General features: G+C 65.0%; 20 protein-coding genes and 1 pseudogene. 7 read left to right on the plus strand and 14 right to left on the minus strand.

Features of this window, described 5'->3' with window-relative positions; genetic code table 11:
- Positions 1 to 12 precede the first annotated feature (12 nt).
- The 4 genes from G3O00_RS44085 to dnaQ all read left to right on the plus strand — a co-directional run bounded on the left by G3O00_RS44085 (position 13) and on the right by dnaQ (position 3857).
- Positions 13 to 597, plus strand: coding sequence for a siderophore-interacting protein (locus G3O00_RS44085; RefSeq protein WP_206142520.1), 585 nt, complete (start codon positions 13 to 15; stop codon positions 595 to 597).
- A 96-nt stretch (positions 598 to 693) separates the two neighbouring features.
- Positions 694 to 2469 carry a proline--tRNA ligase gene (locus G3O00_RS06790; protein WP_206142521.1) on the plus strand — a complete coding sequence of 592 codons (1776 nt, stop codon included), beginning with the start codon at positions 694 to 696 and terminating at the stop codon, positions 2467 to 2469.
- Complete coding sequence (locus G3O00_RS06795) at positions 2466 to 3089, plus strand: TetR/AcrR family transcriptional regulator (RefSeq protein WP_206142522.1); 624 nt, start codon at positions 2466 to 2468, stop codon at positions 3087 to 3089. The genes G3O00_RS06790 and G3O00_RS06795 overlap by 4 nt, the downstream gene beginning before the upstream one ends.
- 42 nt (positions 3090 to 3131) lie before the next feature.
- Positions 3132 to 3857, plus strand: coding sequence for a DNA polymerase III subunit epsilon (gene dnaQ / locus G3O00_RS06800; protein ID WP_206142523.1), 726 nt, complete (start codon positions 3132 to 3134; stop codon positions 3855 to 3857).
- Positions 3858 to 3885: 28 nt separating this feature from the next.
- On the opposite strand, the gene G3O00_RS06805 is transcribed toward dnaQ, so the two are convergent.
- The 4 genes from G3O00_RS06805 to G3O00_RS06820 all read right to left on the minus strand — a co-directional run bounded on the left by G3O00_RS06805 (position 3886) and on the right by G3O00_RS06820 (position 8824).
- Positions 3886 to 4629, minus strand: coding sequence for a siderophore-interacting protein (locus G3O00_RS06805; protein WP_206142524.1), 744 nt, complete (start codon positions 4627 to 4629; stop codon positions 3886 to 3888).
- A 97-nt stretch (positions 4630 to 4726) separates the two neighbouring features.
- Positions 4727 to 6256, minus strand: a complete 1530-nt coding sequence (locus G3O00_RS06810; protein WP_206142525.1) for a DHA2 family efflux MFS transporter permease subunit — start codon at positions 6254 to 6256, stop codon at positions 4727 to 4729.
- Complete coding sequence (locus G3O00_RS06815) at positions 6253 to 7359, minus strand: HlyD family efflux transporter periplasmic adaptor subunit (RefSeq protein ID WP_241025005.1); 1107 nt, start codon at positions 7357 to 7359, stop codon at positions 6253 to 6255. Before G3O00_RS06815 ends, G3O00_RS06810 begins: the two co-directional genes overlap by 4 nt.
- 49 nt (positions 7360 to 7408) lie before the next feature.
- Positions 7409 to 8824, minus strand: a complete 1416-nt coding sequence (locus G3O00_RS06820) for an efflux transporter outer membrane subunit (protein WP_206142527.1) — start codon at positions 8822 to 8824, stop codon at positions 7409 to 7411.
- Between the two features lie 468 nt (positions 8825 to 9292).
- Between G3O00_RS06820 and G3O00_RS06825 the strand changes: the two genes are divergently transcribed.
- Complete coding sequence (locus G3O00_RS06825; protein ID WP_206142528.1) at positions 9293 to 10204, plus strand: LysR family transcriptional regulator; 912 nt, start codon at positions 9293 to 9295, stop codon at positions 10202 to 10204.
- A gap of 244 nt (positions 10205 to 10448) precedes the next feature.
- On the opposite strand, the gene G3O00_RS06830 is transcribed toward G3O00_RS06825, so the two are convergent.
- Both G3O00_RS06830 and G3O00_RS06835 read right to left on the minus strand, forming a co-directional pair.
- Positions 10449 to 11390: a LysR family transcriptional regulator gene (locus G3O00_RS06830; protein ID WP_241025006.1), complete on the minus strand. Its 942-nt coding sequence runs from the start codon at positions 11388 to 11390 to the stop codon at positions 10449 to 10451.
- 30 nt (positions 11391 to 11420) lie between these two features.
- Positions 11421 to 12395, minus strand: a complete 975-nt coding sequence (locus G3O00_RS06835) for a quinone oxidoreductase (RefSeq protein ID WP_206142529.1) — start codon at positions 12393 to 12395, stop codon at positions 11421 to 11423.
- A gap of 90 nt (positions 12396 to 12485) precedes the next feature.
- Between G3O00_RS06835 and G3O00_RS06840 the strand changes: the two genes are divergently transcribed.
- The gene (locus tag G3O00_RS06840) at positions 12486 to 12857 is read left to right on the plus strand and encodes a DUF1330 domain-containing protein (protein ID WP_206142530.1); all 372 of its coding nucleotides are present in this window, start codon (positions 12486 to 12488) and stop codon (positions 12855 to 12857) included.
- A gap of 242 nt (positions 12858 to 13099) precedes the next feature.
- Here G3O00_RS06840 and G3O00_RS06845 read toward each other — a convergent pair whose 3' ends face one another.
- The 4 genes from G3O00_RS06845 to G3O00_RS06860 all read right to left on the minus strand — a co-directional run bounded on the left by G3O00_RS06845 (position 13100) and on the right by G3O00_RS06860 (position 18716).
- Positions 13100 to 14221 carry a Rieske 2Fe-2S domain-containing protein gene (locus tag G3O00_RS06845; RefSeq protein WP_206142531.1) on the minus strand — a complete coding sequence of 374 codons (1122 nt, stop codon included), beginning with the start codon at positions 14219 to 14221 and terminating at the stop codon, positions 13100 to 13102.
- Between the two features lie 23 nt (positions 14222 to 14244).
- On the minus strand, positions 14245 to 15945 hold the full coding sequence (locus G3O00_RS06850; protein WP_174933078.1) for a tryptophan 7-halogenase: 1701 nt from the start codon (positions 15943 to 15945) through the stop codon (positions 14245 to 14247).
- Positions 15946 to 16017: 72 nt separating this feature from the next.
- A complete protein-coding gene (locus G3O00_RS06855; RefSeq protein ID WP_206142532.1) occupies positions 16018 to 17103 on the minus strand; it encodes a monodechloroaminopyrrolnitrin synthase PrnB family protein in 1086 nt (361 codons plus the stop codon).
- Entirely contained in the window at positions 17103 to 18716 is a 1614-nt protein-coding gene (locus tag G3O00_RS06860) for a tryptophan halogenase family protein (protein ID WP_206142533.1), read from the minus strand. Before G3O00_RS06860 ends, G3O00_RS06855 begins: the two co-directional genes overlap by 1 nt.
- Before the next feature lie 653 nt (positions 18717 to 19369).
- Between G3O00_RS06860 and G3O00_RS06865 the strand changes: the two genes are divergently transcribed.
- Positions 19370 to 19972 (plus strand): LysE family transporter, encoded by a 603-nt coding sequence (locus G3O00_RS06865; protein ID WP_011349398.1) that lies wholly within the window; start codon positions 19370 to 19372, stop codon positions 19970 to 19972.
- A gap of 90 nt (positions 19973 to 20062) precedes the next feature.
- Here the strand turns inward: G3O00_RS06865 and G3O00_RS06870 are convergent, their stop codons facing one another.
- The 4 genes and pseudogenes from G3O00_RS06870 to G3O00_RS06880 all read right to left on the minus strand — a co-directional run bounded on the left by G3O00_RS06870 (position 20063) and on the right by G3O00_RS06880 (position 21414).
- Positions 20063 to 20494, minus strand: coding sequence for a GNAT family N-acetyltransferase (locus tag G3O00_RS06870; RefSeq protein WP_346778958.1), 432 nt, complete (start codon positions 20492 to 20494; stop codon positions 20063 to 20065).
- A 7-nt stretch (positions 20495 to 20501) separates the two neighbouring features.
- Positions 20502 to 20666, minus strand: a pseudogene (locus tag G3O00_RS43275) (SDR family NAD(P)-dependent oxidoreductase); the annotation flags it as partial.
- Positions 20663 to 21034, minus strand: a complete 372-nt coding sequence (locus G3O00_RS06875; RefSeq protein WP_206142534.1) for a hotdog fold domain-containing protein — start codon at positions 21032 to 21034, stop codon at positions 20663 to 20665. The pseudogene G3O00_RS43275 and the gene G3O00_RS06875, both read right to left, overlap by 4 nt.
- Positions 21031 to 21414: a hypothetical protein gene (locus G3O00_RS06880; protein WP_254602418.1), complete on the minus strand. Its 384-nt coding sequence runs from the start codon at positions 21412 to 21414 to the stop codon at positions 21031 to 21033. The genes G3O00_RS06875 and G3O00_RS06880 overlap by 4 nt, the downstream gene beginning before the upstream one ends.
- Between the last annotated feature and the right edge of the window lie 63 nt (positions 21415 to 21477).

The following is a 21477-nucleotide window of genomic DNA, read 5'->3' on the forward strand; positions in this document are numbered from 1 at the left end:
GTCAAGGTATTCGTGACCCCGGAGAACGATGTCGCATCGATCGGCCGGGCATTGACGATCCGGCGGTATCGCGCCGCCCAATCGGAGATGACCATCGATTTCGCGATGCACGGCAACGGCCCGCTCTCCACGTGGGCCGCACGCGCCCACGCGGGTGCAACCGCACGGATTGCCGGGCCACGTGGCGGATACGCGATCGATCCGGCTACGGATTCGATCCTGTTGACTGGGGACCTCGCGGCCCTCCCGGCCATTGCGACGTTCATCGAGGCGTTGCCCGCACACGTTCATGCGCAGGTCGTCGTCCAGCTCGACAATCCGGACGATCGCCATGTGCTGCCCCGGAACGAACGCACCTGCGTCACGGTGATCGCCAATGCGCAGGAACCCGCGCCAGGCACCCATCTGCTGCAAGCGATCGACGCACTGAACCTGTCGATGCGCAACGTCGAAGGTTGGATATTCGCGGAGACCGCGACAGCACACGGTGTCCTGCAGGGGATGCTCCGCCGCCATGCCTCGATCGCGACTGCCATTCACTCGGTCGGCTATTGGAAAGCCGGCGAGGCCGGTTACAAGGATCTGTGCGCCGGCTGAACGACTGGTGCTCGCGTCGCTCACCGCCGCGCGACGAACGCACGCCCCCTTCCAATACGAGACAGGCATGCAATGCATGCCGCTCCGGAGTATCCAATGAGAGCATCCCGCTTCTTCATCCAGACCCTGAAAGAAGTTCCGGCAGACGCGGAAATCGCCAGCCATCGATTGATGATGCGCGCCGGCATGATCCGCCGGCTTGCCGGCGGCATCTATCACTATCTTCCACTCGGCCTTCGCTCGCTGCGCAAGATCGAGGGAATCGTTCGCGATGAAATGAATCGTGCCGGCGCGCTCGAGGTCTCGATGCCGGTCGTTCAGCCTGCCGAACTCTGGCGGGAATCGGAACGCTGGAACGAATACGGCCCGGAACTGCTGCGATTCAAGGATCGAAAGCATGGCGACTTCGTGCTCGGCCCGACCCACGAGGAAGTCGTGACTGACCTCGTCCGTCACCAGATCCGCAGCTATCGCCAATTGCCGCTCAACCTGTATCAGATCCAGACGAAGTTCCGCGACGAGATACGCCCGCGCTTCGGCCTCGTGCGTGGACGCGAATTCGTGATGAAAGACGCCTACTCGTTCGACCAGGATCTCGACGGGCTGAAACGGTCGTATCGGAACATGTTCGATGCCTATCACCGGATCTTCTCCCGCATGGGGCTGACGTTTCGCGCAGTTGCCGCCGACAACGGCTCGATAGGCGGCACCGGGTCACACGAATTCCAGGCGATTACCGACACCGGCGAGGATCGGATCGCATACTGTCCGACGTCGATGTACGCCGCGAATGTCGAAGCGGCGGAAGCGCTGTCGCTGTTACCTGCGAGACGCGCGCCCTCCGAGCCGATACGCCGGCGCGCGACACCTGGCTTGCCGGATTGCGCAGCGGTTTCGACGCATCTCGAGATTCCGCTCGAACGCATCGTCAAATGCATCGTCCTGGCCGTGCCCGGCGCTACCGATCGCGCGCCATCCATCTGGCTGTTGCTGCTGCGAGGCGACCACGCATTCAACGACGTCAAGGCTGAAAAATTGCCGATGCTGTCCGGCTTCCGCATCGCGTCGGATGCGGAGGTTCGCGCCACGATCGGCGCGTCGCGCGAACACATCGGCCCGATATCGCCCGCAAAGCCGGTCAGGATCATGGCCGACCGAACCGTCGCCAACATGAGCGATTTCGTGACCGGCGCCAATGAACGCGGCCAGCATTTCTGCGGAGTCAACTGGGGACGCGATCTTCCCGAGCCGGATTTCGTCGCCGACATTCGCGAAGTATGCGCAGGCGACCCCTCGCCGGACGGAGGCGGGCGCCTCGAGATTTGCCGCGGGATTGAAGTCGGCCACGTGTTCCAGCTCGGAACCCGGTACTCGGACGCGATGCGCGCGACCTGCCTCGACGAAAACGGTGTTCACCTGCCGATGATGATGGGCTGCTATGGGATCGGCATTTCCAGAATACTCGCCGCTGCGGTCGAACAGCACTACGACGATCGCGGCATCGTATGGCCGCACACCATTGCCCCTTTCGAAGTCGTTCTGTGTCCAATTGCCTACCACCGCACGGCAATCGTGCGCGAGCACACCGATCGCCTCTACGACGCGTTGATCGCGAACGGCATCGACGTCATCGTCGACGACAGGTGCGAGCGGCCCGGTGCGATGTTCGCCGACTGGGAATTGATCGGTATCCCGCATCGACTGGTCATCAGCGAGCGCGGGCTGTCCGACGGACGGATCGAATATCAGGCGCGTCACGACACTGTCCCGTCATCGTTCACGAGCCCCGACCACGCACTGAACGCCCTGTCGCGGATGCTCCGGAAGCCGCCGTCGAACACCGCACAACCGAACCGGGACCTTCATCCATGACCGACCCGCTTGCCGATGCTTCCTGGCAACCCAGAAAGCGACCGAGCCAGGACCGTTCCGCCAAGACCTTCGACGACATCCTCGCCGCGGCGCGCAAGGTATGGACCGAGCAAGGCCCGCGCGGATACACCACCAACGAAATTGCCCGCACGGCGGGCATCAGCATCGGATCGCTGTACCAGTACTTTCCGAACAAGGATGCCATCACGTGGACGCTGGTCGAGATCGAGACCGACGCACTGGTGACGGATCTGGCCGGCCGGCATGCCCATGCGGCCGGTCGCGCCGGGATAAGACATCTCGTACTGGCCTTCGCTACCCATCGTGCCCGGCTTCGCGTACTGGAAACCATGGCGAATGCCGGCGCAGCGCGCGCGCGCGGATCTGCCGATTCTCGATGCGAAGGCCCGGTCCGTTCGATGATCCGGAACGTCCTCGACAACGACGATCGTCTGCAGGTGAATGAGGCGGAGGTGGTCGCGCGGGACATCGTCGCCATCGTCGCCGGCATCGTGGACGCCGCGAACGATGCCGGCGAGGCAGATCCGTCGTTCCTTGGCCGCCGCATCGAATGTGCCGTATTCGGCTACCTGAACGCGTGCCAATACGCACTTCGGTAACCGACCGCCCGCCCACCGTCCTCCAGCACGACATCTGCTTCGATGCGACAGATCATTCTCGACACTGAAACCACCGGCCTGAACGCGCGCAACGGCGACCGCATCGTCGAAATCGGGTGTGTGGAACTCGTGAACCGGCGGTTGACCGGCAACACGCGGCATTTCTACGTCAATGCCGATCGCGACAGCGATCCGGAAGCGCTCGCCGTCCACGGGTTGACCACCGGGTTCCTGCGTGACAAGCCACGGTTCGAGGAAATCGCCATCGACCTCCTGGCATTCGTCCGCGATGCCGACGTGATCATCCACAACGCACCTTTTGACGTCGGCTTTCTCGATGCCGAACTGAGACGGGCCGGCCTGCCGCTGCTGGCCGCGCATTGCCGCAGGATCATCGATACGCTCGCGCTCGCCAGGCAGATGTTTCCCGGCAAGCGGAATTCACTCGACGCGTTATGCGAGCGCCTGGAGATCGACAATACGCATCGGACGCTGCATGGCGGACTGATCGACGCCGAACTGCTCGCCGGCGTATACATCGCGATGACGCGCGGCCAGGAAAGCCTGCTCGTCGAGCCGGCTGTCGACGAGCCCGCCGATGCCTGCCGCACGATGCCCGCGATCCGTCGAGCCGCGCTGGAATTGCCCGTGGTCTTAGCCACGGACGGCGAAATGGCCGCGCACGAGGCCGTGCTGGACGACATCGAGAATACGACGGGAAAAACAAGCGTGTGGCGCCATTTCGCGCCTCCGGAGCCGGGTCGCTGACCCGGCTCCGGATACTCGATGCCGCGCGTCAGTCGCGATGGTCGCGCGAGCCGACCTTCCAGTAACCCTTGCTGACGACGCGCGACCGGTCGACGTTCTGATGCTCCAGCCAGAACGCACGCCAGTTCCTGACCCAGGTCGCTTCGCCGGCCATCCAGACCTGCCCCGCGCCGCGCAACGACGCGATCGTCGTCAGCAGCGGATCGGTCGCTTCGAGCGAATACGCGCGTTCGAACGCGTAACGCCACTGGATATCGACATGCGCGCCGGACTGCACCGGCTGTCGCTCCCCCTCGTCGTCGACGACAAGCAGCGCGTGCGCGTGCAGGCCCCGAGGCAGGCTCTCCAGGATCGATTGAGCGGCGGCCAGCGCACTGGCATCGGCGGCAAGCCAGATCCACCTTGTATCGGATTGCAGATCGAACCCGCCATGACGCGGCCCGGCGATGCCGACCTGATCCCCTCTGCGTGCGAGGCGCGCCCAGTCCGACACGGCCCCGTCGTCACCCTGGTCGCCGTGCAGCACGAAGTCGATGTCGAGCGTGCCAGCCGTCGCGTCGACGCGGCGAATCGTATAGGCACGCCCTTCCCGACCGGCGGGAAATACCTTGACCCATGCGGCGGGATTGCCGACGCCGTCCGATTCGAGCCATGCGGCAAGATCGGGGCCGCCGAGCACCAGCCGCCTCATGCGGGGCGTGACTTCGATGGCCTGAAGCACGATCGCGTTCACTCGCTCGCGAGGCGAGCGTCGGAAAAACTGAAGATCCATGATGGACTCCTGCATAGTCGGAAATTCAAACCGAAACGGATGAAACGAACGCAGCGACGAAGCGGCCGCCGCACTGGCCGGCCGCGGCGCCGCCGAGTCAGTGCGCCTTCTTCGGCGACCGGGCGAGCCAGACGATTCCGATCGACAGCGTGAAACCGAGGCTCGATATCAGGAAGAAATCGTTGAGCGACAGCATGTTGGCCTGCACGATCAGCGCGTGCCACACCACCGCCCACGCCTGCTCGCCGGACACGCCGCCCGAATGCAACGCATCGATCGCGCCGGTCACGCGGTCGTGGTATGGCGTCAGCGTATCGACGAGCGCGTTCTGGTACACGCGCGAGCGCCGGTCCCAGTACGTCTGCGCAAGCGACGCGACGAGGCTGCCGGACATCATGCGAATCGCCGTCTGGAGCCCCGATGCGGCCGCCACGCGCTCGGGCGGAAGGCCCGCGAGCGACAGCGCGACGAGCGGCGTGAGGAACATCCCGATGCCGACGCCCTGCGCGAGACAGGTCAACGCGATCGTGCCGGCGCCCACGTCCGTCGTCATCGACGAGCGCCACCACGCGACGAGTGCCCACGCAACGAACGCAAGACTGGCGAACACGCGGGCGTCGCCGCGCTGCACCCACCTGCCGAGCAGCGGCGCGAGCAGGATGCCGAACACGCCCATCGGCGCGGTGACGAGGCCGGCCCACGTCGCGTTGTAGCCCATGTCGGTCTGCAGCCACAGCGGAATCAGCACGAGCGCCGCGAAGTACAACCCGAACCCGACGCCGACCGCGATCGTCCCCATCGTGAAGTTGCGATGCCTGAACAGATGCAGATCGATGATCGGATGCTTCTCGCCGAGCTCCCAGACGACGAAGAAGATGAAACCGAGCGCAGAAAGCGTGGCCGTCGTGACGATCACCGGCGAAGCGAACCAGTCGAGAATGCGCCCTCTATCCAGAGTGATCTGCAGGCAGCCGACCGCGACCGCGAGGAACGCGAGGCCGACGACGTCGACAGGCAGCTTCGCCGCCGGCGTATCGCGGCCCTTGAACAGGACCATCGTCGCGACGACGACGAACACGCCGACCGGCGCGTTCACGAGAAAGATCCAGGGCCAGCTGTAGTCGTCCGTGATCCAGCCGCCGAGCACCGGTCCGGCCACGGGGCCGGCCATGTTCGTCATCGCCCACATCGCGACGGCAAACGTGCGCTTGTTCGGCGGAAAGATCGCGACGAGGAGCGCCTGGCACAACGGCACGATCGGCCCGGACACCATTCCCTGCAGCACGCGCGCGATCAGCAACGACTCGAAGTTCGGCGCAAGCCCGCACATCACCGACGCGACCGTGAACGCCGCGACCGACATCACGAAGAGCCGAACCTGCCCGAACCGCCGCGACAGCCAGCCGGTGAGCGGAATACAGATCGAGTTGGCGATGGCAAAGAACGTGATCGCCCATTCGCCGATCTCCGGGCTCACGCCCAGGTTGCCGGAAATCGTCGGAATCGATACGTTGGCGATCGTGATGTCGACCACCGCCATGAAAGAAGCAAGACTGACGGCGGCCGCTGCGAGGATCAGGGTCGCCCCCGACAGGGGTTCGATGGGCCGGAGGGCGGCGGCCGTCATTTCCGCTCTCCGGCGCTGTCCGCGATGGCGTCGGCGGCATGCCGGTCGGCGGCCTTCTGCTGCTCCGCGTAGAGCGCGCTGCGCTCGGCCGACACGGCCCGCTTGATGTCCTTGCCGGACGGGCATCGGCTGGTATCCACGTCGACTTCGGCCGACAGGCCGATTCGAAGCGGATGGCGCGCGACCTCGTCGGGATTCAGCCGGATGCGGACCGGTACGCGTTGCACGACCTTGATCCAGTTGCCGGTGGCGTTCTGCGCGGGCAGCAGCGAGAACGCCGCGCCACTGCCGGCCTCGATCTCTTCCACCGTGCCGTGGTAAGTCATCCGGCTACCGTAGATATCGGCCTTGACGGTTGCCGGCTGCCCCGCGCAAATACCGTCGAGCTGCACCTCCTTGAAGTTCGCGTCGACCCACAAGCGGTCGAGCGGCACGACGGCCATCAGGCGATCGCCGACCGCCACGCGCTTGCCGAGCTGCACGCTGCGCTGCGCGACCATGCCGGACACCGGCGAGCGGATCGTCGTGCGCTCGACGGCGAGCGCTGCGGCGCGAACCCGCTCGAGCGCGACGCGAACGTCCGGGTGATCGTCGACGTCGGTGCCGCGAATCTGGGCAAGCGCCTCGGCATGCGCCTGTTCTGCCGCGGTGACGGCCGCCTGCGCGGTCCGTACCGTGTCGGCTGCATGGCGCGCATCCTCCTCGGTCACCGCGCCCTGCCCGACGATGCCCTGACGCGCGCGCAGGTCGGCCCTGGCGCGATTGAGTTCGGCCTGCCGCAATTCGACCATCGCCACGGCCTGCGCCTCGGTTGCGAACAGCCCGCGCACGCGGCGGATCGTCCGGGCGAGTTCGGCCTGAGCGGAGTCGAGCGCGATGCGCGCATCGCTGGAATCGATCTCGACCAGCGTCTGGCCGGCCTCGATACGCTGCGAATTGTCGGCAAGCACGGCGGCCACGGAGCCGGCGACCTGCGGCGTGATCATGACTACGTGACCGTTGACGTAGGCGTTGTCGGTCGAGCGCGTCGTATCGCCGGAAAACAGATGCCACGCGCCCCATGCGACGGCGGCGACGATCAGTACGCCGCCGATGACGGTCATCCGTCGGCGACGGGTCGTCGAAGCGGGCGTGGGGGAAGTTTGATGGGTGTCAGTCATGATCAGCCTGTGCGGAAATAACGGAGGAAGCCGGTGCCCATGCACCGCCAAGTGCCCGGACCAGCGAGATCTGCGCGCTCGAGACCTCGGCGTCGATCTCGGCCGTGCGTCGCTGGCTGACCAGCCAGGCCGTTTCGGTGGCGAGCAGATCGTTCGCATCGGCAAGGCCGCTGCGCTGTCGGGCGCGTTGCAGCTCGACGACATGCGCCCAGTGGCTTTCGGCCGCCAGCGCCTCCTGCCGGCGCTGCCGCGCGGCCTTCACTGCCGCGATACCGTCCGCAACCTGCTGGAGCGCCGCGACGACCGTCGCGTTGTAGGCGCCAACCGCTTCGTCGTATTCGGCGACGCGACCCGCGAGATTGGCGCGCAAGCGCCCGCCTTCGAAGATCGGCAGCGTCACGGCCGGGCCGGCGCTCGCGCTCGCACTGCTCGCGCGCAGCAGGTAGCCGATGCCGAGGCTCTGGAATCCCGCGAACGCAACCAGGTTCACGTCCGGATAGAACGCGGCCTTCGCCACGCCGATTTCCTTCGCCGCGGCTTCGACGGCACTGCGCCGTGCGGCGACGTCCGGCCGGTAGCCGAGCAGCGTCGCAGGGACGTTCGACAGCGGCGCGGGGTCCGCCGCATGCCGCAGGGACGGGCGCGCGAGCGTGTCCGCGAACGCGGGTGTCTTGCCGAGCAGCGCCGCGATTTCATGACGCAGCCGTGCGATCCGGTCGTCGTCGCGTGCGATCTCCGCGCGCGTCTGCGTGGCCGCTTCGCGCGCGACGGCCGCATTGATGTCGGTCGAGAGGCCGGATTTGCGGCGGACCTCCAGCAGATGCAGCACGCCATCCCGGCGCGCGAGGCCCTGCACCGCGACGTCGCGCTCGCGATACGCGGCATCGAGCGTCAGCCACGCGGCGGCGAGCGACGTCTGGAGCACGAGCTTCGCGTCCGCCGCTTCGAAACCGGCGGCGTCGCGCCGGAACTGCGCCGCCTCCGCGGCCTTGCGCCATTTGCCCCAGAAATCGAGGTGATAGCGCAGATCCGCGCCGATCGCGCCGTCGCTGCCGGTGTTGTCCGCGTACCGCGCCGAATAGGTGTAGTGGCCGGGAAACCGGTCGATGCTGGCCGATGCCGATCCGTCGATCGTCGGCAGCAGGTTCGCAGCCGATGCCGCGCCGGCCGCGGACGCCGCGCGCAGCCGCGCCTGCGCCATCTGGATCGACGGGGCATCGCGTTCGGCCGCGTCCATCAGCGCATCGAGTTGCGCATCGCCGAATACGGCCCACCACTTCGGCGCGGCTGCGTTCGTGGCGGCGGACTGCGCGGCCGCGGCAATCGCGTGGCCGGCATCGAGCGATGCCGGATCGTATGCGGCAAGCGACGGCTGCACGTCGTTGCCGCTCGCGCAACCGGCCAGCATGGCGGCAACGATGGCGCTCAGTGCCGCTCCGGCGAGCGGGCCGCGCGAACGGCAAGCGTCACCGCGACTGTGTTGGTTGTCGACGTCATCGCGGAAAAAGCGGTGTGTCGCCGCCTCCGGATGCCGCGAGTCGAGGAGCGTGTCGATTTTCAATCTCCGGTTGGATGAGTTGGCTCAATCCTGGATCACCGGATGGATTGCATGAATAGATCAGGTGATAAGTAATAGTTGCGAAATCGGCAATCCACGCGTGCCGTTTCGACGCGCGCCCGGCATGGACGAGCGCCCAGCCAGGCCAGCCGGATCGACAGACACGGTCGGCCCGCACGTCGACGCGCCTGGGTCGCCCTGAAGCGGCGGGACGGCGCAATGCCCCCGCGATCGTTCCTGCTTGCAGGAAATGCCCGAATCTCCGATCATTCCACCGCTTGCAAAAATCATCTCAGCGACAAGCCATAGTTACCCAAAATGCAATCCATCGACTTCAACCTGCTGCTGGCCCTCGACGCCCTTCTTACCGAGGGCAGCGTGACGGCCGCCGCCGAGCGGCTGAATTTGAGCGTGCCCGCCATGAGCCGCACGTTGAACCGGATTCGCGACATGATCGGCGACCCGCTGTTCGTCCGCGCCGGACGAGGACTGGTGCCGACACCTCGCGCGGAAGCATTGCGCGAAGGAGTGCATGCGGTCGTACAGCAGGCCACCGACCTGCTGCACAAGACCGAAACGTTCGATTTCCAGGACCTGCGCCGAACCTTCACGATCCGGGCGGACGACGGCGCGATCGGGACACTCGGCCCTGACGTGCTGCAATCGCTTCAGAAGATCGCGCCGCTCGTGACCATTCGCTTCACTGCGCAAGGGCGGCAGGATATCGTCGCGCTACGGGAAGGGCTGATCGACCTGGACATCGGCGTGATCGACGACCTCGGGCCGGAGATCGTTCGGCAGACGCTGCTTCATGACCGCTTCGTCGCGGTTTTCCGTGCCGGACATCCACTGGCGAAAAAGAAGCGCGTCAGCCCGGAAGACTTTGCGAAGTACGGGCACGTGACGGTCTCGCGTCGAGGATTGCTGGTCGGGCCGGTTGACATCGAACTCGGCAAGCTGGGCCTCTCCCGCCGCATCCAGGCAGTCGCACCGACCTTCATGGAAGCGCTCGCCATTGCACGGAATACGGATCTGATCGCGACGGTCGCGGATCGACTGACCGAGAAGGCGCGACATGACATGGAGCTGCGCGAACTGCCGGTGACCACGTCGCGCATCACGATCTCGCAGGCATGGCACCCGCGCTTCAATGCAGATCCGGGGCACCGGGCGATGCGGCGCCTGATCCACAAGATTTGCCAGACCGGTGCCGCGGCCAGCAGCGATTGAAACCAGGGCCGGACGTACGTCGATCACACGTTGTGTTGTGCGTGGCCCGGTTGCCGCGTGTCAATTTGAAAGCATCTTCAACGGCAAGGAAGATTGAACCAGAGCCATCGGGGGTGCCGATACGCGCGATCCCTTCAACCCATCGGTCACGGCCGCAGCGATCGCGCGCGATGCACGAACTGCATGCCCGATTCCTTGCACGGCCTCGAGTACGCGATCGTTCACGAGGCAGCGTCCGCCGATGTCACACCGATGCCCACGGCGGCTTTGGCGTGAACTGCGCCTCGATCCATTGCTTGAAAAGCTTCAACTTCGCCGGCGTGTGCTTGATCGACGGCGTCACCAGGTACACGCCCGAACGCTCGTCGAGATGCCATTGCGGCAGCACCCTGACGAGCCGCCCCGATGCGAGATCCCTGCTCATCAGCCAGTCGCCGCCAGCCACGATGCCCACCCCGCGCACCGCGGCGAGAAGCAAGGTCGAGTTCTCGTTACTGGAGAGGTTGCCGCGCACGGTAACCGCCTCCGTCTGGCTTCCGTTCGAGAGCTTCCACGCGGGATAGGTGGCAAGACCGGTGAACCCGAGACAATTGTGGCGACTCAAATCACGCGGCGTTTCCGGTACCCCACGCGCCCGCAAATACGCCGGTGAAGCACAGAGAATCCTTTGGTGGTCGCAGAGCTTCCTGGCTCGTAGCACGCTGTCGTGCAGGCTGCCCACACGAATCGCCGCGTCGAAACCCTCGCCGATGATGTCCGCAAACTGTTCCGAGTATTCCACGTGAACGATCAGATCGGGATGGGCCAATGCAAACTCGGCAATCAATGGCGCCAGCCACATCCGCCCGAGCGCGCTCGGGACGGCGAGACGAAGCGACCCCGTCGCCCGAATCGCCGTTTCAGAGGCTTCCCGTTCAGCGTCCGTCAGTACCGCCTCCGCTTCGCGCAATCGCTGGATGAAGCGGGCTCCCGCTTCGGTAAAGCGGACATGCCGTGTCGATCGCTCGACCAGCCGGACGCCAAGCCTCGCCTCGAGCTCCGAGACACGCTTCGAAATCACGGTCGGATGTCGTTGCAGAATCTTCCCGGCCTGCGCAAACGTACCGCCGTCATGCAAGGCCAGCAGCGCGCCGATTTGATCCGCGTACTGACTTCCGAATGCACTCATCGTGGTGGCAGATGACATACGTCGCCGTTGAATCGGCTTCCAGTAATTTCAGGGTTTCAGTATAACGGCCCCTTCCGTTTTACCCTGCTGCAGCAGTGCGTGGGCTTTCCGCACATCGGCGAGCGGGAATATGTGCCGCGGATTGGCGCGAATGAACCCCGCCCGGATCGCGTCGAGCACCGCATGAGCACGCTGCCGATACACGTCGGCCGACGCCGTATGCGCGGCCAGCGACGGCCGAGTCAGATACAGGGAACCCTTTGCGTTCAACGTCGACACGCTGACGGGCGACGGTGCGCCGGAGGTCGCGCCAAACGAAACCATGAGCCCTCGCGGACGAAGGCAGTCGAGCGAGGCATCGAAGGACACCTTCCCCACACCGTCGTACACCACGTCCGCTTTCCGGCCTTCGGTGATGTCGGTCACCTGTTCGCCCAGTGTTGCCGCGTCGAACACCAGCACATGATCGCAACCGGCCTGGCGGGCACGCTCGACGCTCTCCGATCGCGACACGACGCCAATCACATGCGCGCCCAGATGCTTGGCCCAAGGGACCATGATCTGGCCGAGCGCTCCGGCTGCGCCGTAGATGACGACTACACTGCCGTCGCGAACCGGGAAGGTCGTGGTCAGCAGATACTGCGCGGTGATCCCCTTGAACAGTACGGCAGCCGCGTCGTCAAAACTGACGGCGTCCGGAAGCGCGACCAGTCGCTCCGCCGGATATCGTCTGCCGCTTGCATAGGCGCCCAGCGGGCCGGTCGCATAACCGACACGGTCCCCCACGCGGAAATCGGCGACGCCATCGCCCACTTCAGCAACGATGCCGGCGCCCTCGAGACCGAGGCCCGACGGCAGCGTCACCGGCGCATCTCCCCGGCGTTGATTGAGATCGAGCGGGTTGACACCGATCGCCTCTTGCTCGAGCCAGACTTCGCCCGGCCCCGGGCGCTCGCGGCCGACCTCGAGACATTCCAGTACTTCCACGTCGCCTGTTCCAGCGATCCGAACCGTCAATGCCATTCGTCTGCTCCTTGTATTCCGGGAATGAAGCCATCTGCATCTACAGTAAGCACTCGAACCGTGATGATCAATGGCAGCCCATGCAGAGTCATGCTGCATGTACTGCAGCAATGCCGTTCGAGTCGGGCGTGCCGGAGCGCGCCGTCTTGTCCGTCCCGAGTCTGGTCGAAGCACCGAGATGCCGGCAGGCGTCGCGAGACCATTGCGGTTCGCGCGATATCCGCCGAAATCGCTCAGATCGTCTTGATGAAGGGGATGCACCGCGACGTCTTTCCAGACCTGGCGAGAGGCGGGTTCACTCGGCATCGGGAAGGGCAGCAGCGGCCCCGAAACGTGGTGATCGAGTTTGACAGCATGGAAACAGCGCTGGCGTGCTACAACTCGCCGGAATATCAAGCGGCAAAGTCATTTCGCGATGGCAAGGCGGTCGCCGATCTGATGATCATGGAAGGGATCGAATGAACTGCGTCCGCCGCAGGAGATGAAGGAAGATCTGTCGAAGGCGGGTCGGTCTCCCGCAGGGAGCCAGACCACGAGGTTCGGACCGATCTTCCGATGCACGACGCAGTTGCACGAAAGCGCCTCGTCGGCGTTTGGCACTCGAACCTGCTGCCCCGTCAACGATCGCACCGCTGAACGCGACGCCCCGCGCCAGGTTCACGAACCCCTGACGAAACGACACGACCGCGACGAGGCCGGCTCGACTAGGACCTTCGACTCACGCCCTGCCGCTCACCTGCGACGACACGATCGACCCACCCCCGGTAAAACGCGCGGTACTTGAGCACGAGCTTGTCGTACTTGCTGTACGCGCCGCCGCCGTCCGGCTTCATCCCGTTCCAGATCTTGACGTCGTACCCCGCGGCCTGCCGGGTCTGCAGCCCGAACAGCACGTAGTCGATCGCACGGCGCAGGGGGCCGCCCGCCTTCCTGATCGAGATGAGCATGTGCATGACGTTCTTGCCGTCGCTCACCGGCGTCACGCACTGGAGCAGCTTGTATTTGGCTTCACCGTCCAGCGCGACGGTCATGACGCACCCGCCGGGGTAGCCGTCGAAGTGCAGGTTCATCTGCGACATGTTCAGCCCGAGCGCACGCGACAGCATGCCGAGCGGCCCGAAGTACCGGTTCACGGTGAAGTCGATCCCGGCGCCGAACCACGCGCCCGCCCGCGCCAGCGACTCGACCTCCGGCCACGGGCGCCAGTCGTCGAAGAGCTTGAGCTCGAACGCCGAGATCGGGAGCGCGTGGACGGGGTGCGCATGCTGCGCGTCGTAGAAGTTCTCGACGATCCGCAAGACCGCCGTCGTCGTCTCGAACGCGAAGTGCAGGTGCATGAAGTCGCCGTTGTCGACGTCGGCCGCGGCGATTTCAGGCAGCGGATGCAGCGGCTGCGGGGAGCCGTACCAGACCCACACGTAGCCGTATCGCTCGACGGTAACCAACGTCGGCTGGCGCGCCCCGCGCGGGACAGGCTCCAGCCGGCGCACCTCCGTGCTGTGGCCGGGAATGTGAACGCACTGGCCCTGCTCGTCGTACCGCCAATGGTGAAACGGGCACTGGATGCACCCGTCCTTCACCTGCCCGTCGGCCAGGTTCGCGCCGAGGTGCGAGCAGTGGCGGTCCATCACCACGGCCCGCCCTCTCGCGCCGCGCCACGCCACGCACGGCCGGCCGAAGAGCGTCAACTCAACCGGCTTGTCCTTGAGCTCGTCCGAGCGCATCGCGACGTACCAGCTCGCGGCGAGCCGCGTGGTCGCGTCGTACGCCCCCGCCGGATGCGCGCCGGCATCCGCTTGCTGCAATTGAAATTGAACGTCGTCCATGTTTTCGTGGCGGTGTCGGCCGGCTACTTCAGCGCCAGCCCGATGCGGGTCGTGACGTACGCCCTGAGCAGCGCGAACATCGGGTTGTAGTCGAAGTACTTCTTCACCTCCGCCGGCGCGCTGGTCTGCGTCCAGTGCAGCAGCTTCATCGCCGGCACCAGGCTGTACTTCGAGTTGTTGAGCTGCGGCCTGGCCCCGGTGATGCAGTACCCGAAGCCGAACATCGGCTTGGCGAATTCCCGTTCGTTGATGAGGACGTGAATCCGCGCCGCCGCCTCCCCGGCCGGCTTGCGCCCGGCGCTCACGGCCTCGACCTCGGCTTTGGCGTCGTTGAACAACTGGTAGTACCCCTCCATGTCCGCGCACAGGAACCCGAGGTACGGGGCGTTGTCGTCGAGGTGATCGAGGTCACGCTCGTTACGCGACGCACGAAACCTCGCATGGGCCTGCACGAGCCGGAACTGTCCGAGGATCGTGCCGACCGCCCACAGCCGGTGGAACGCGTCCCACAGGCGGAAATCCGAGAACGCCGTGTAACAGCAGCTGACGAAATCGTCGTTGTGGTCCAGAAGCTTCTGCTGCAGGCGCTCGATGTACTCGAAGCGCTCGGGGGAGAAGTCGTCGTCGCGCAGCGCCTTGATGAGGCGCGCCGCGAGCGCGTGGATGGTCACCGCGGTGTTCTCGAGCCCGCGGGAGAAGAGTGGGTCGATGAACCCGTTCGCGTGCAGCATCAGGCAGTAGCGGTCGCCGACGCAGGCGCTCGACGAGAACTGCAGGCGGTCGGTCTTGACCCAGTCGCGCACCGGCACGGCATCGCGGAACTGCGCCGCGATGCTCGGGAACCGCGCGAGAAACTCGTCGAATTCCTGCTGCGCGGGGATGTCCGTTTTCGGGTGAACACGCGGATCGAGCTGCAGGCCGACACTCACCAGGTTGTTGGTCGACCGCGCGTGGTTGTTGAACGGAATCACCCAGAGCCAGCCGCCCTCGAACATGTGGTGCAAGGTCCCCTCGTGCCAGCGCCAGCGCTGCCCCTTGACCTTGAAGATGTCGTCGAACGGCTTGACCCCGAGCATGTGCGTGTAGAGGCTGCGCGAGTGCGTCTTGAAGCGACACGGCTCTTCACGGAGCCCGAACTTCGTCGCGAGCGGCGCGCGCGGTCCCCCGCAGTCGATCATGTACCGGCCGGTGAACCGTTCGCCCTGGGCGGTGGCCACCGCGACGCCGTCCTTGTCGGCATGGTAGTCGGTCACGCTCGTCTTCTGGCGGACCGTGCAGCCGTATTTGATCGCGGCCTGCAGCAGGTAGGCGTCGACGTCCTGCCGGTAATAGTGGCTCTCCGGCCCCCACGGCAGCTCGGGAATGACGCACTGCGTGAACTCCTTCGGGTCGTGCTCCTGGCCGGGCTTGTGGAACACGAAGCCGAAGTTGCGCTTGATGCCCGTGCTCGACGCGACGTAACGCTGCGTCGCATAGAACGACGTGATGTGGTCCAGCTCCGGAATGCCGTAGCGATCGGCGATGATGCGGTTCATCAGGGACGTCTCGGGGATCGACGATTCGCCGATCGTGAACCGTGGGTGCGACGACTCCTCGACGATCAGGACACGAAACTTCTGTTTGGCCAGGATGGCTCCCATCTGGGTGCCGGACATGCCCGAGCCGAGGATGATCACGTCGAAGTGGTTGCTGTCGTGCTCGTTCGCAGTGCGCTTCTGAGTCATGGGGGCAAGCTCTCCTGGTGAGATGAAACACATGGCCGCGCGCGTCGGGCGTCAGGTGTCAGGCGTCGGGTGTCAGGGCTCGTCGAGCGCGGCGTGCAGGCGGGCCCGCACGGCCCGCGTGAGCGTGAGCAGATCGCCGAGCATGCTGGGCGCATACCCGCCGCTGCCGATCGCGGGGCCGCTTTGCCCGGCTTCGTACGTGCGCTCCGCCAATTTGAGGTGAGGCGCCCGGAAGTGCAGCAGGATCTCGAGGACCCGCTCGAGGGCAGCCAGCCCCGCCCCGACGGGTTCGCCCCGCACGCGCGCCGCCTGCGCCTCGCCGAGCACGCGGTCGACAAGCGCCGGCCTCCCGGCGAACCGGGCGTAGACCGCCCTGAACGCGGGAAGCACGTACGGCAGATACGTCTCCTTGAATTCCAGATAAGCCGGGTGATCCGACTGCGAGCCCCACAGGACGTGCTCCAGCACGAAGAGGGGCATTTCGACGGCCCCGGGGCCGAGGTAGCTTTGGCCCCCGACTCGAATCGGTTCGTAGAAGGGGCGGAGCTCGTCGTAGAACACTTGCGGCGAGATGAAGCGGTAGGCGTAAACGATCGAGTCGACCATCTTCTGAAGGTAGGCCGCCAGCTCGACGCACCCTTCCTCGAACGCGGGCGACCGCAGCGGCACGTCGGACAGCTCGACTGTCAGCGCGATGGCCGCCTCGAGGGACGCCATCGAGATGCGCACGCTCTCGAGCAGGTGCGCTTCGTCGCTGAGCCCCGAGTAGCTCCGCTGCGCGTCGGCCGCCGCGGGGTTCCAGACCGTCACATGCAGGAGCGTCTCGCGCGGCGGCAGGTCGGTCACACGCGCCAGGTCGAGCAGCACCGGCTCGAGCCCGGGCACCACGTCCACGGGCTCGTGTCCGTGCCGCTTGAGCGATCCCAGGAAGAACCCGATGTCCCGCATCGCGGCGGCGGCTTCGACGAAGCCCCAGCCGGACGGCACGCCGCGCGCCGGAAGGAAATCGCGCAACAGGCCGACGATGCCGGGCACGTCCTTCCTGCGATTCAGGCCCGGCAGCTGCAGCACGAGCGCCCTCGCGTGCAGTGGATCGCAGGCCGCCACCGCGGCGTGCGTGGCCGCGAATGCGCCTACCCGGCCCATGGCGCGCTCCACTACTGGATCTCCGGTGCCGCGACCGCCTGCCCGGGCTGGCTGCGAGACCGCCCCGCGCCCTCGCGCAGCGACCGCAGGTAGTCGTAGTTCGTCGGCAAGCTCGTCCGCAGACGATCGGCCTCGCGCCGGATGCGGGCGAACATCGCCTCGGCCTTGTCGATCGACTCCGGCCGGTGCCGCAGGAGCGGCAGCGACCGGTCGGGCAGCATCCCCAGGCCGGCAAAGATGCAGTAGTAGTTGCCGTTCAACCAGAAGTTCTTGAATTCGAAGTCGAACGTTTCGTAGTACGTGGCATCGTCGAACGACGTGGTGGTCAGCGGCAGCCCCGCCTTGTAGCGTTCAACCTTCTCCTTGATGGCGTCCGAGAGCCGCAGGTCGTGCCGGTTCGCGCGCCAGAACGGTGTGTCTTCGCGCGACGTGGTGAAATAGTGTGCCTGCACGAAATCCCGGCAGTCGTCGAACATGTAGACGATCTCGGCGTTGAATGCATCGCTCAATCGCGGATCGAACGACGTGTCCGGGAAGTGCTTCACGAGCTGGTAAAGCGCCGCGTAGATGAAGTAGATCCCTGTCGACTCCAGCGGCTCCAGAAAGCACGACGACAGCCCGATCGCGACGCAGTTGTTGACCCACGCCCGCCCGTTGCGCCCCACCCGGAACTTGATCTGGTTGAGCGGCTGCTTGTCCGAGAGATTCCAGAGATGGAGGAAGTCGGCGGTGGCCTGGTCGCGCGACGTGAACTTGCTCGAGAACACGTAGCCGCTGCCGAACCGGCCCAGCATCGGAATCTTCCAGGTCCACCCCGAGTTCATCGCGATCGAGGACGTGTACGGCTCGATCCCCACACGTGCGTCGTCGTTGGGCACGGCGCTGGCGACCGCGCTGTCGCACAGCAGGTAGTCGGACATGTCGATGAAGGGCTCTTTCAGCGCCTGATTGATCAGGAGCCCCCGCATGCCGGAGCAGTCGATGAACAGGTCCGCCTCCAGCGTCCGGCCCTCCTTGGTGGACAGGCTGGAGATGAAGCCGCGCTCGTCCAGGTGAACCTGCACGACCTCGTCGACCACGCGCTTCACCCCGCGTTCGACGGCCCAGCGCTTCAGGAAATCGGCCACCAGGTGCGCGTCGAAGTGCCACGCGTGGGGCATCTGGCGGGTGCCGTCGGGCAGGCACGGTGCCAGCCTGGCATCAAGCGCGTCGGGCTGCGGATAGCAGGCGTATTCCATCGGCTGCTGGAAGCCCTGTTCGCGCTTGCGCAGCCAGTAGTGGGTCAGCGGCACGCCGTCGCAGTTCGGCACGCTGCCGAACAAATGGTAGAAGTGGTCGTCGCGCGAGCGGTCGGGGGCCTTCCGCCAGTTCACGAACTTGATGGCGGCCTTGAACGCGCCGTTCACCTGGGGCATCCACTCCCGCTCCGGTATCCCGAGGAAGTCGAAGAACACCTTCTGCAAATTCGGGATGGTCGCCTCGCCCACGCCGATACGGGGGATCGCCTCGGACTCGACGAGCGTGATGTTCGCCTGCTGCTGGAGCGCCCGGACGAGGTACGAGGCGGACATCCAGCCCGCGGTGCCGCCGCCCACGATGACGATGTTCTTGATCGGATTGCTCATGACACGGTTCCCATAGGATTTAAAACCCGAATGGACCTCTGTGAGGGTGACCAATTGATCCGCATTCAGAATAGGTTGTCGATTACTTAAATTAAACTGGCATATTTGACAGGATTTTTATTTGACTTCCGCCAGATTTAATTACGCCATCCCAACACTGAGCACCATGCATACATCAAAATAATAACCCCACATTAATCCGGCATTTCGAGCAATTTAGCGGTTAATGAACGATTATTAAACTATCCCCATTTACAATCCCGACGGGCCTATCTGTGAGCAAAACCACATTGCCCAACATGGCCAAGCAAAAATTACACGAGGGGAAATTCAAATTCAGTTGTTGCGGAAATTTCTATATGGAACCTTAAAACATCCGAATCAATATCCATTACCGTTGCATGTTCGCCATGCTTAAATTTGGCTCCAGACTAGTCACGCCTCAGCCTCATAAACCGTAATGATTTAATGAATCAATCTCTCGTAGAATTTCAAAATCTCAAGCACGAGGAAGAAGAGTTGTCAGTGACACGCCCCACACCTATGATTCCCTGACAAATATTCCGGGAACCTGCCTGAACGCTCCGTCGCTCACAGTCATAGCGCCATCCGCAACTTCACGAAGCAATTCGTTGGACAGACGAGGTTAGCCCATGCTGACATTGAGTCCCATGCTAAAAATGTCGTTCTACGCCGCGCTCGTGCTGCTGGTACCCGGGCCGACAAACACGCTGCTGCTTTCCGCCGGGCTCAAGCTGAATCTGCGTGGCGCGTGCAGGCTGGTCGCGGCGGAGGCGTCGGGCTATGTGATAGCCATCACCGTCTGGGGATTTTTCCTCTGGTCGTTGGCGACGCAATATCCGTGGATCGTCAGTTGCGTAAAGTTGATCAGCTCCCTTTTCATCTTCTACCTCGCAGTGAAGATGTGGCTTAAAGGTGCCAACTTTGGCGCTACCGACTCAGCGCCACTGGGGTTCCGGGCGCTTTTCCTTGCGACCCTGATGAACCCCAAGGCTTTGCTGTTTTCAAGCGCAATCTTCCCGGAGTCGGCCTTCAGATCGCTCGAGATCTTCTTGTTGTCGATGGGCGCATTTCTGATCACCCTGATTCCGATCGGACTGCTATGGTCCCGGTCGGGGCGGCTTCTGATCATGAATCGTGCGGAGGGTCGCTTGGCGTCTATCGTGTTGCGGTGCTCTTCGCTCGTGTTGCTGACGTTCGCAGCAACGCTGGCCAGTTCGGTGCTCAATCGATAAGACGGTCATGGCGCGGTCCGGCGGATCCCGATGATCCGCCGGACCGCGTACGCAACCGGAAACCCGAAACCGGCCATTTCCATCCAGCCGCTACACGCGATACCGGAAATACTGCTTGTCGACACACTCGACGCCGCGTCGCCCGTCGGCGAGCATCTCGTTTTCCACGCGCACCGAGCCGAACGGCTCGAACCCAAGCCGCTGGTAAAGCCGGTGCGCGGCGAGCGCATTGCTGTTGCTGCGCACGATGATGTCGCGATAGCCGGGCGCCGCCTCGCCGATGCAGCGCCGTACCAGCGCTTCGCCGAGCCCGCGTGAGCGCCAGTGCGGGGCGACCGCCAGTTCGGCGATCGACATCACCGGCCCGTCGCCGAGCGTGGCGCGCAGCGACACCGGCAATTTGCGGTCGTAGCCCGCTTCGGCGGAGAGCAGGAAACCGGCCAGCGCGTCGCCGGCCACCCACAGATGGCAACGCGCGGCATGCTCGATGAAGAGTCCGTAGCACCGCGTCCCAGTCGCCACCGTCAACCCGGAACGCGCGCGCCGCGCCGTCGTACGTGCGCTCCAGTGCCGCGGCCAGCTCGGGATTCGATCGGTAGGTGAAGTAGACGGTGTGGCCGTCGGCGATCAACGCGTCGACGATCGCGCGTCCGATGCCGCGGGTGCCGCCCGTGACGATGGCGAGCTTCGTCATGCGTCGTGCTCCCAGCTGAGGATGCCGTCCATCACGCCCTGGCCGTTCGCGTTGCGCAGCTCGACGTGCGCGGTGGTGCGCGCTCCGTCCTGCTGCAGGCGTCGCAGGCGCGCGGTCAGGCGTTCGCCCGGCCGTACCGGGCAGATGAAACTGACCTTGCGGAGCGTGAGGGCCGGCGCCGGCCGGCTCGCCTCGATGCCGAGCGCGTCGAACAGCATCGCGATCGCCAGGCTGAGGCTGAACGAACCGGGCAGCACGGGAAACTGCTCGAAGTGCTCGTCGAAGAGCGGTGCGGCGTTCGCCACGTCGATCACGCCGAACAGTTCGCCGGTGATCATGGCCGCCGCCGTCGCGGTGGCCGGCATCATGGCCGTGCTCCCGGCGCGGCGAACGCGGGCACGCGGGCCGGCATCAGCGCGACGAACACGGTACCCGACGCGACGGCCGGGTACATATTGGCATCGGCATTGCGCGCCGACACGTCGACCCGGTATCCGTCGCCGTGCTTCGCGACCGTGCCGGACAGCGCCAGCCGCGGATAGCCGTCGACGCGGTGCAGCGTCAGTTCGCGCAACTGCGCCGGCACCATCAGCGCCGGCGCGCCGTGCATCGTGCGCGACGCCTTGACCGCGAACTGATGCAGCGCCTCGATGACGAGCAACGCCGGCTGTGCGCTCGACCAGTCGCCATATCGCCGCGGATCGGCATCGCCCGCGAAACGCGCGGGATCGGACGGATCCCGGACCACTCGACAAAGAGCAAGAAAGCCAGGCCGCGCTGTCTCGCTCCCCCTCTCAAACCTGGTATCGCT

The organism is Burkholderia sp. Ac-20384, from assembly GCF_017104605.1.
Taxonomy (GTDB): Bacteria; Pseudomonadota; Gammaproteobacteria; order Burkholderiales; family Burkholderiaceae; genus Burkholderia; species Burkholderia lata.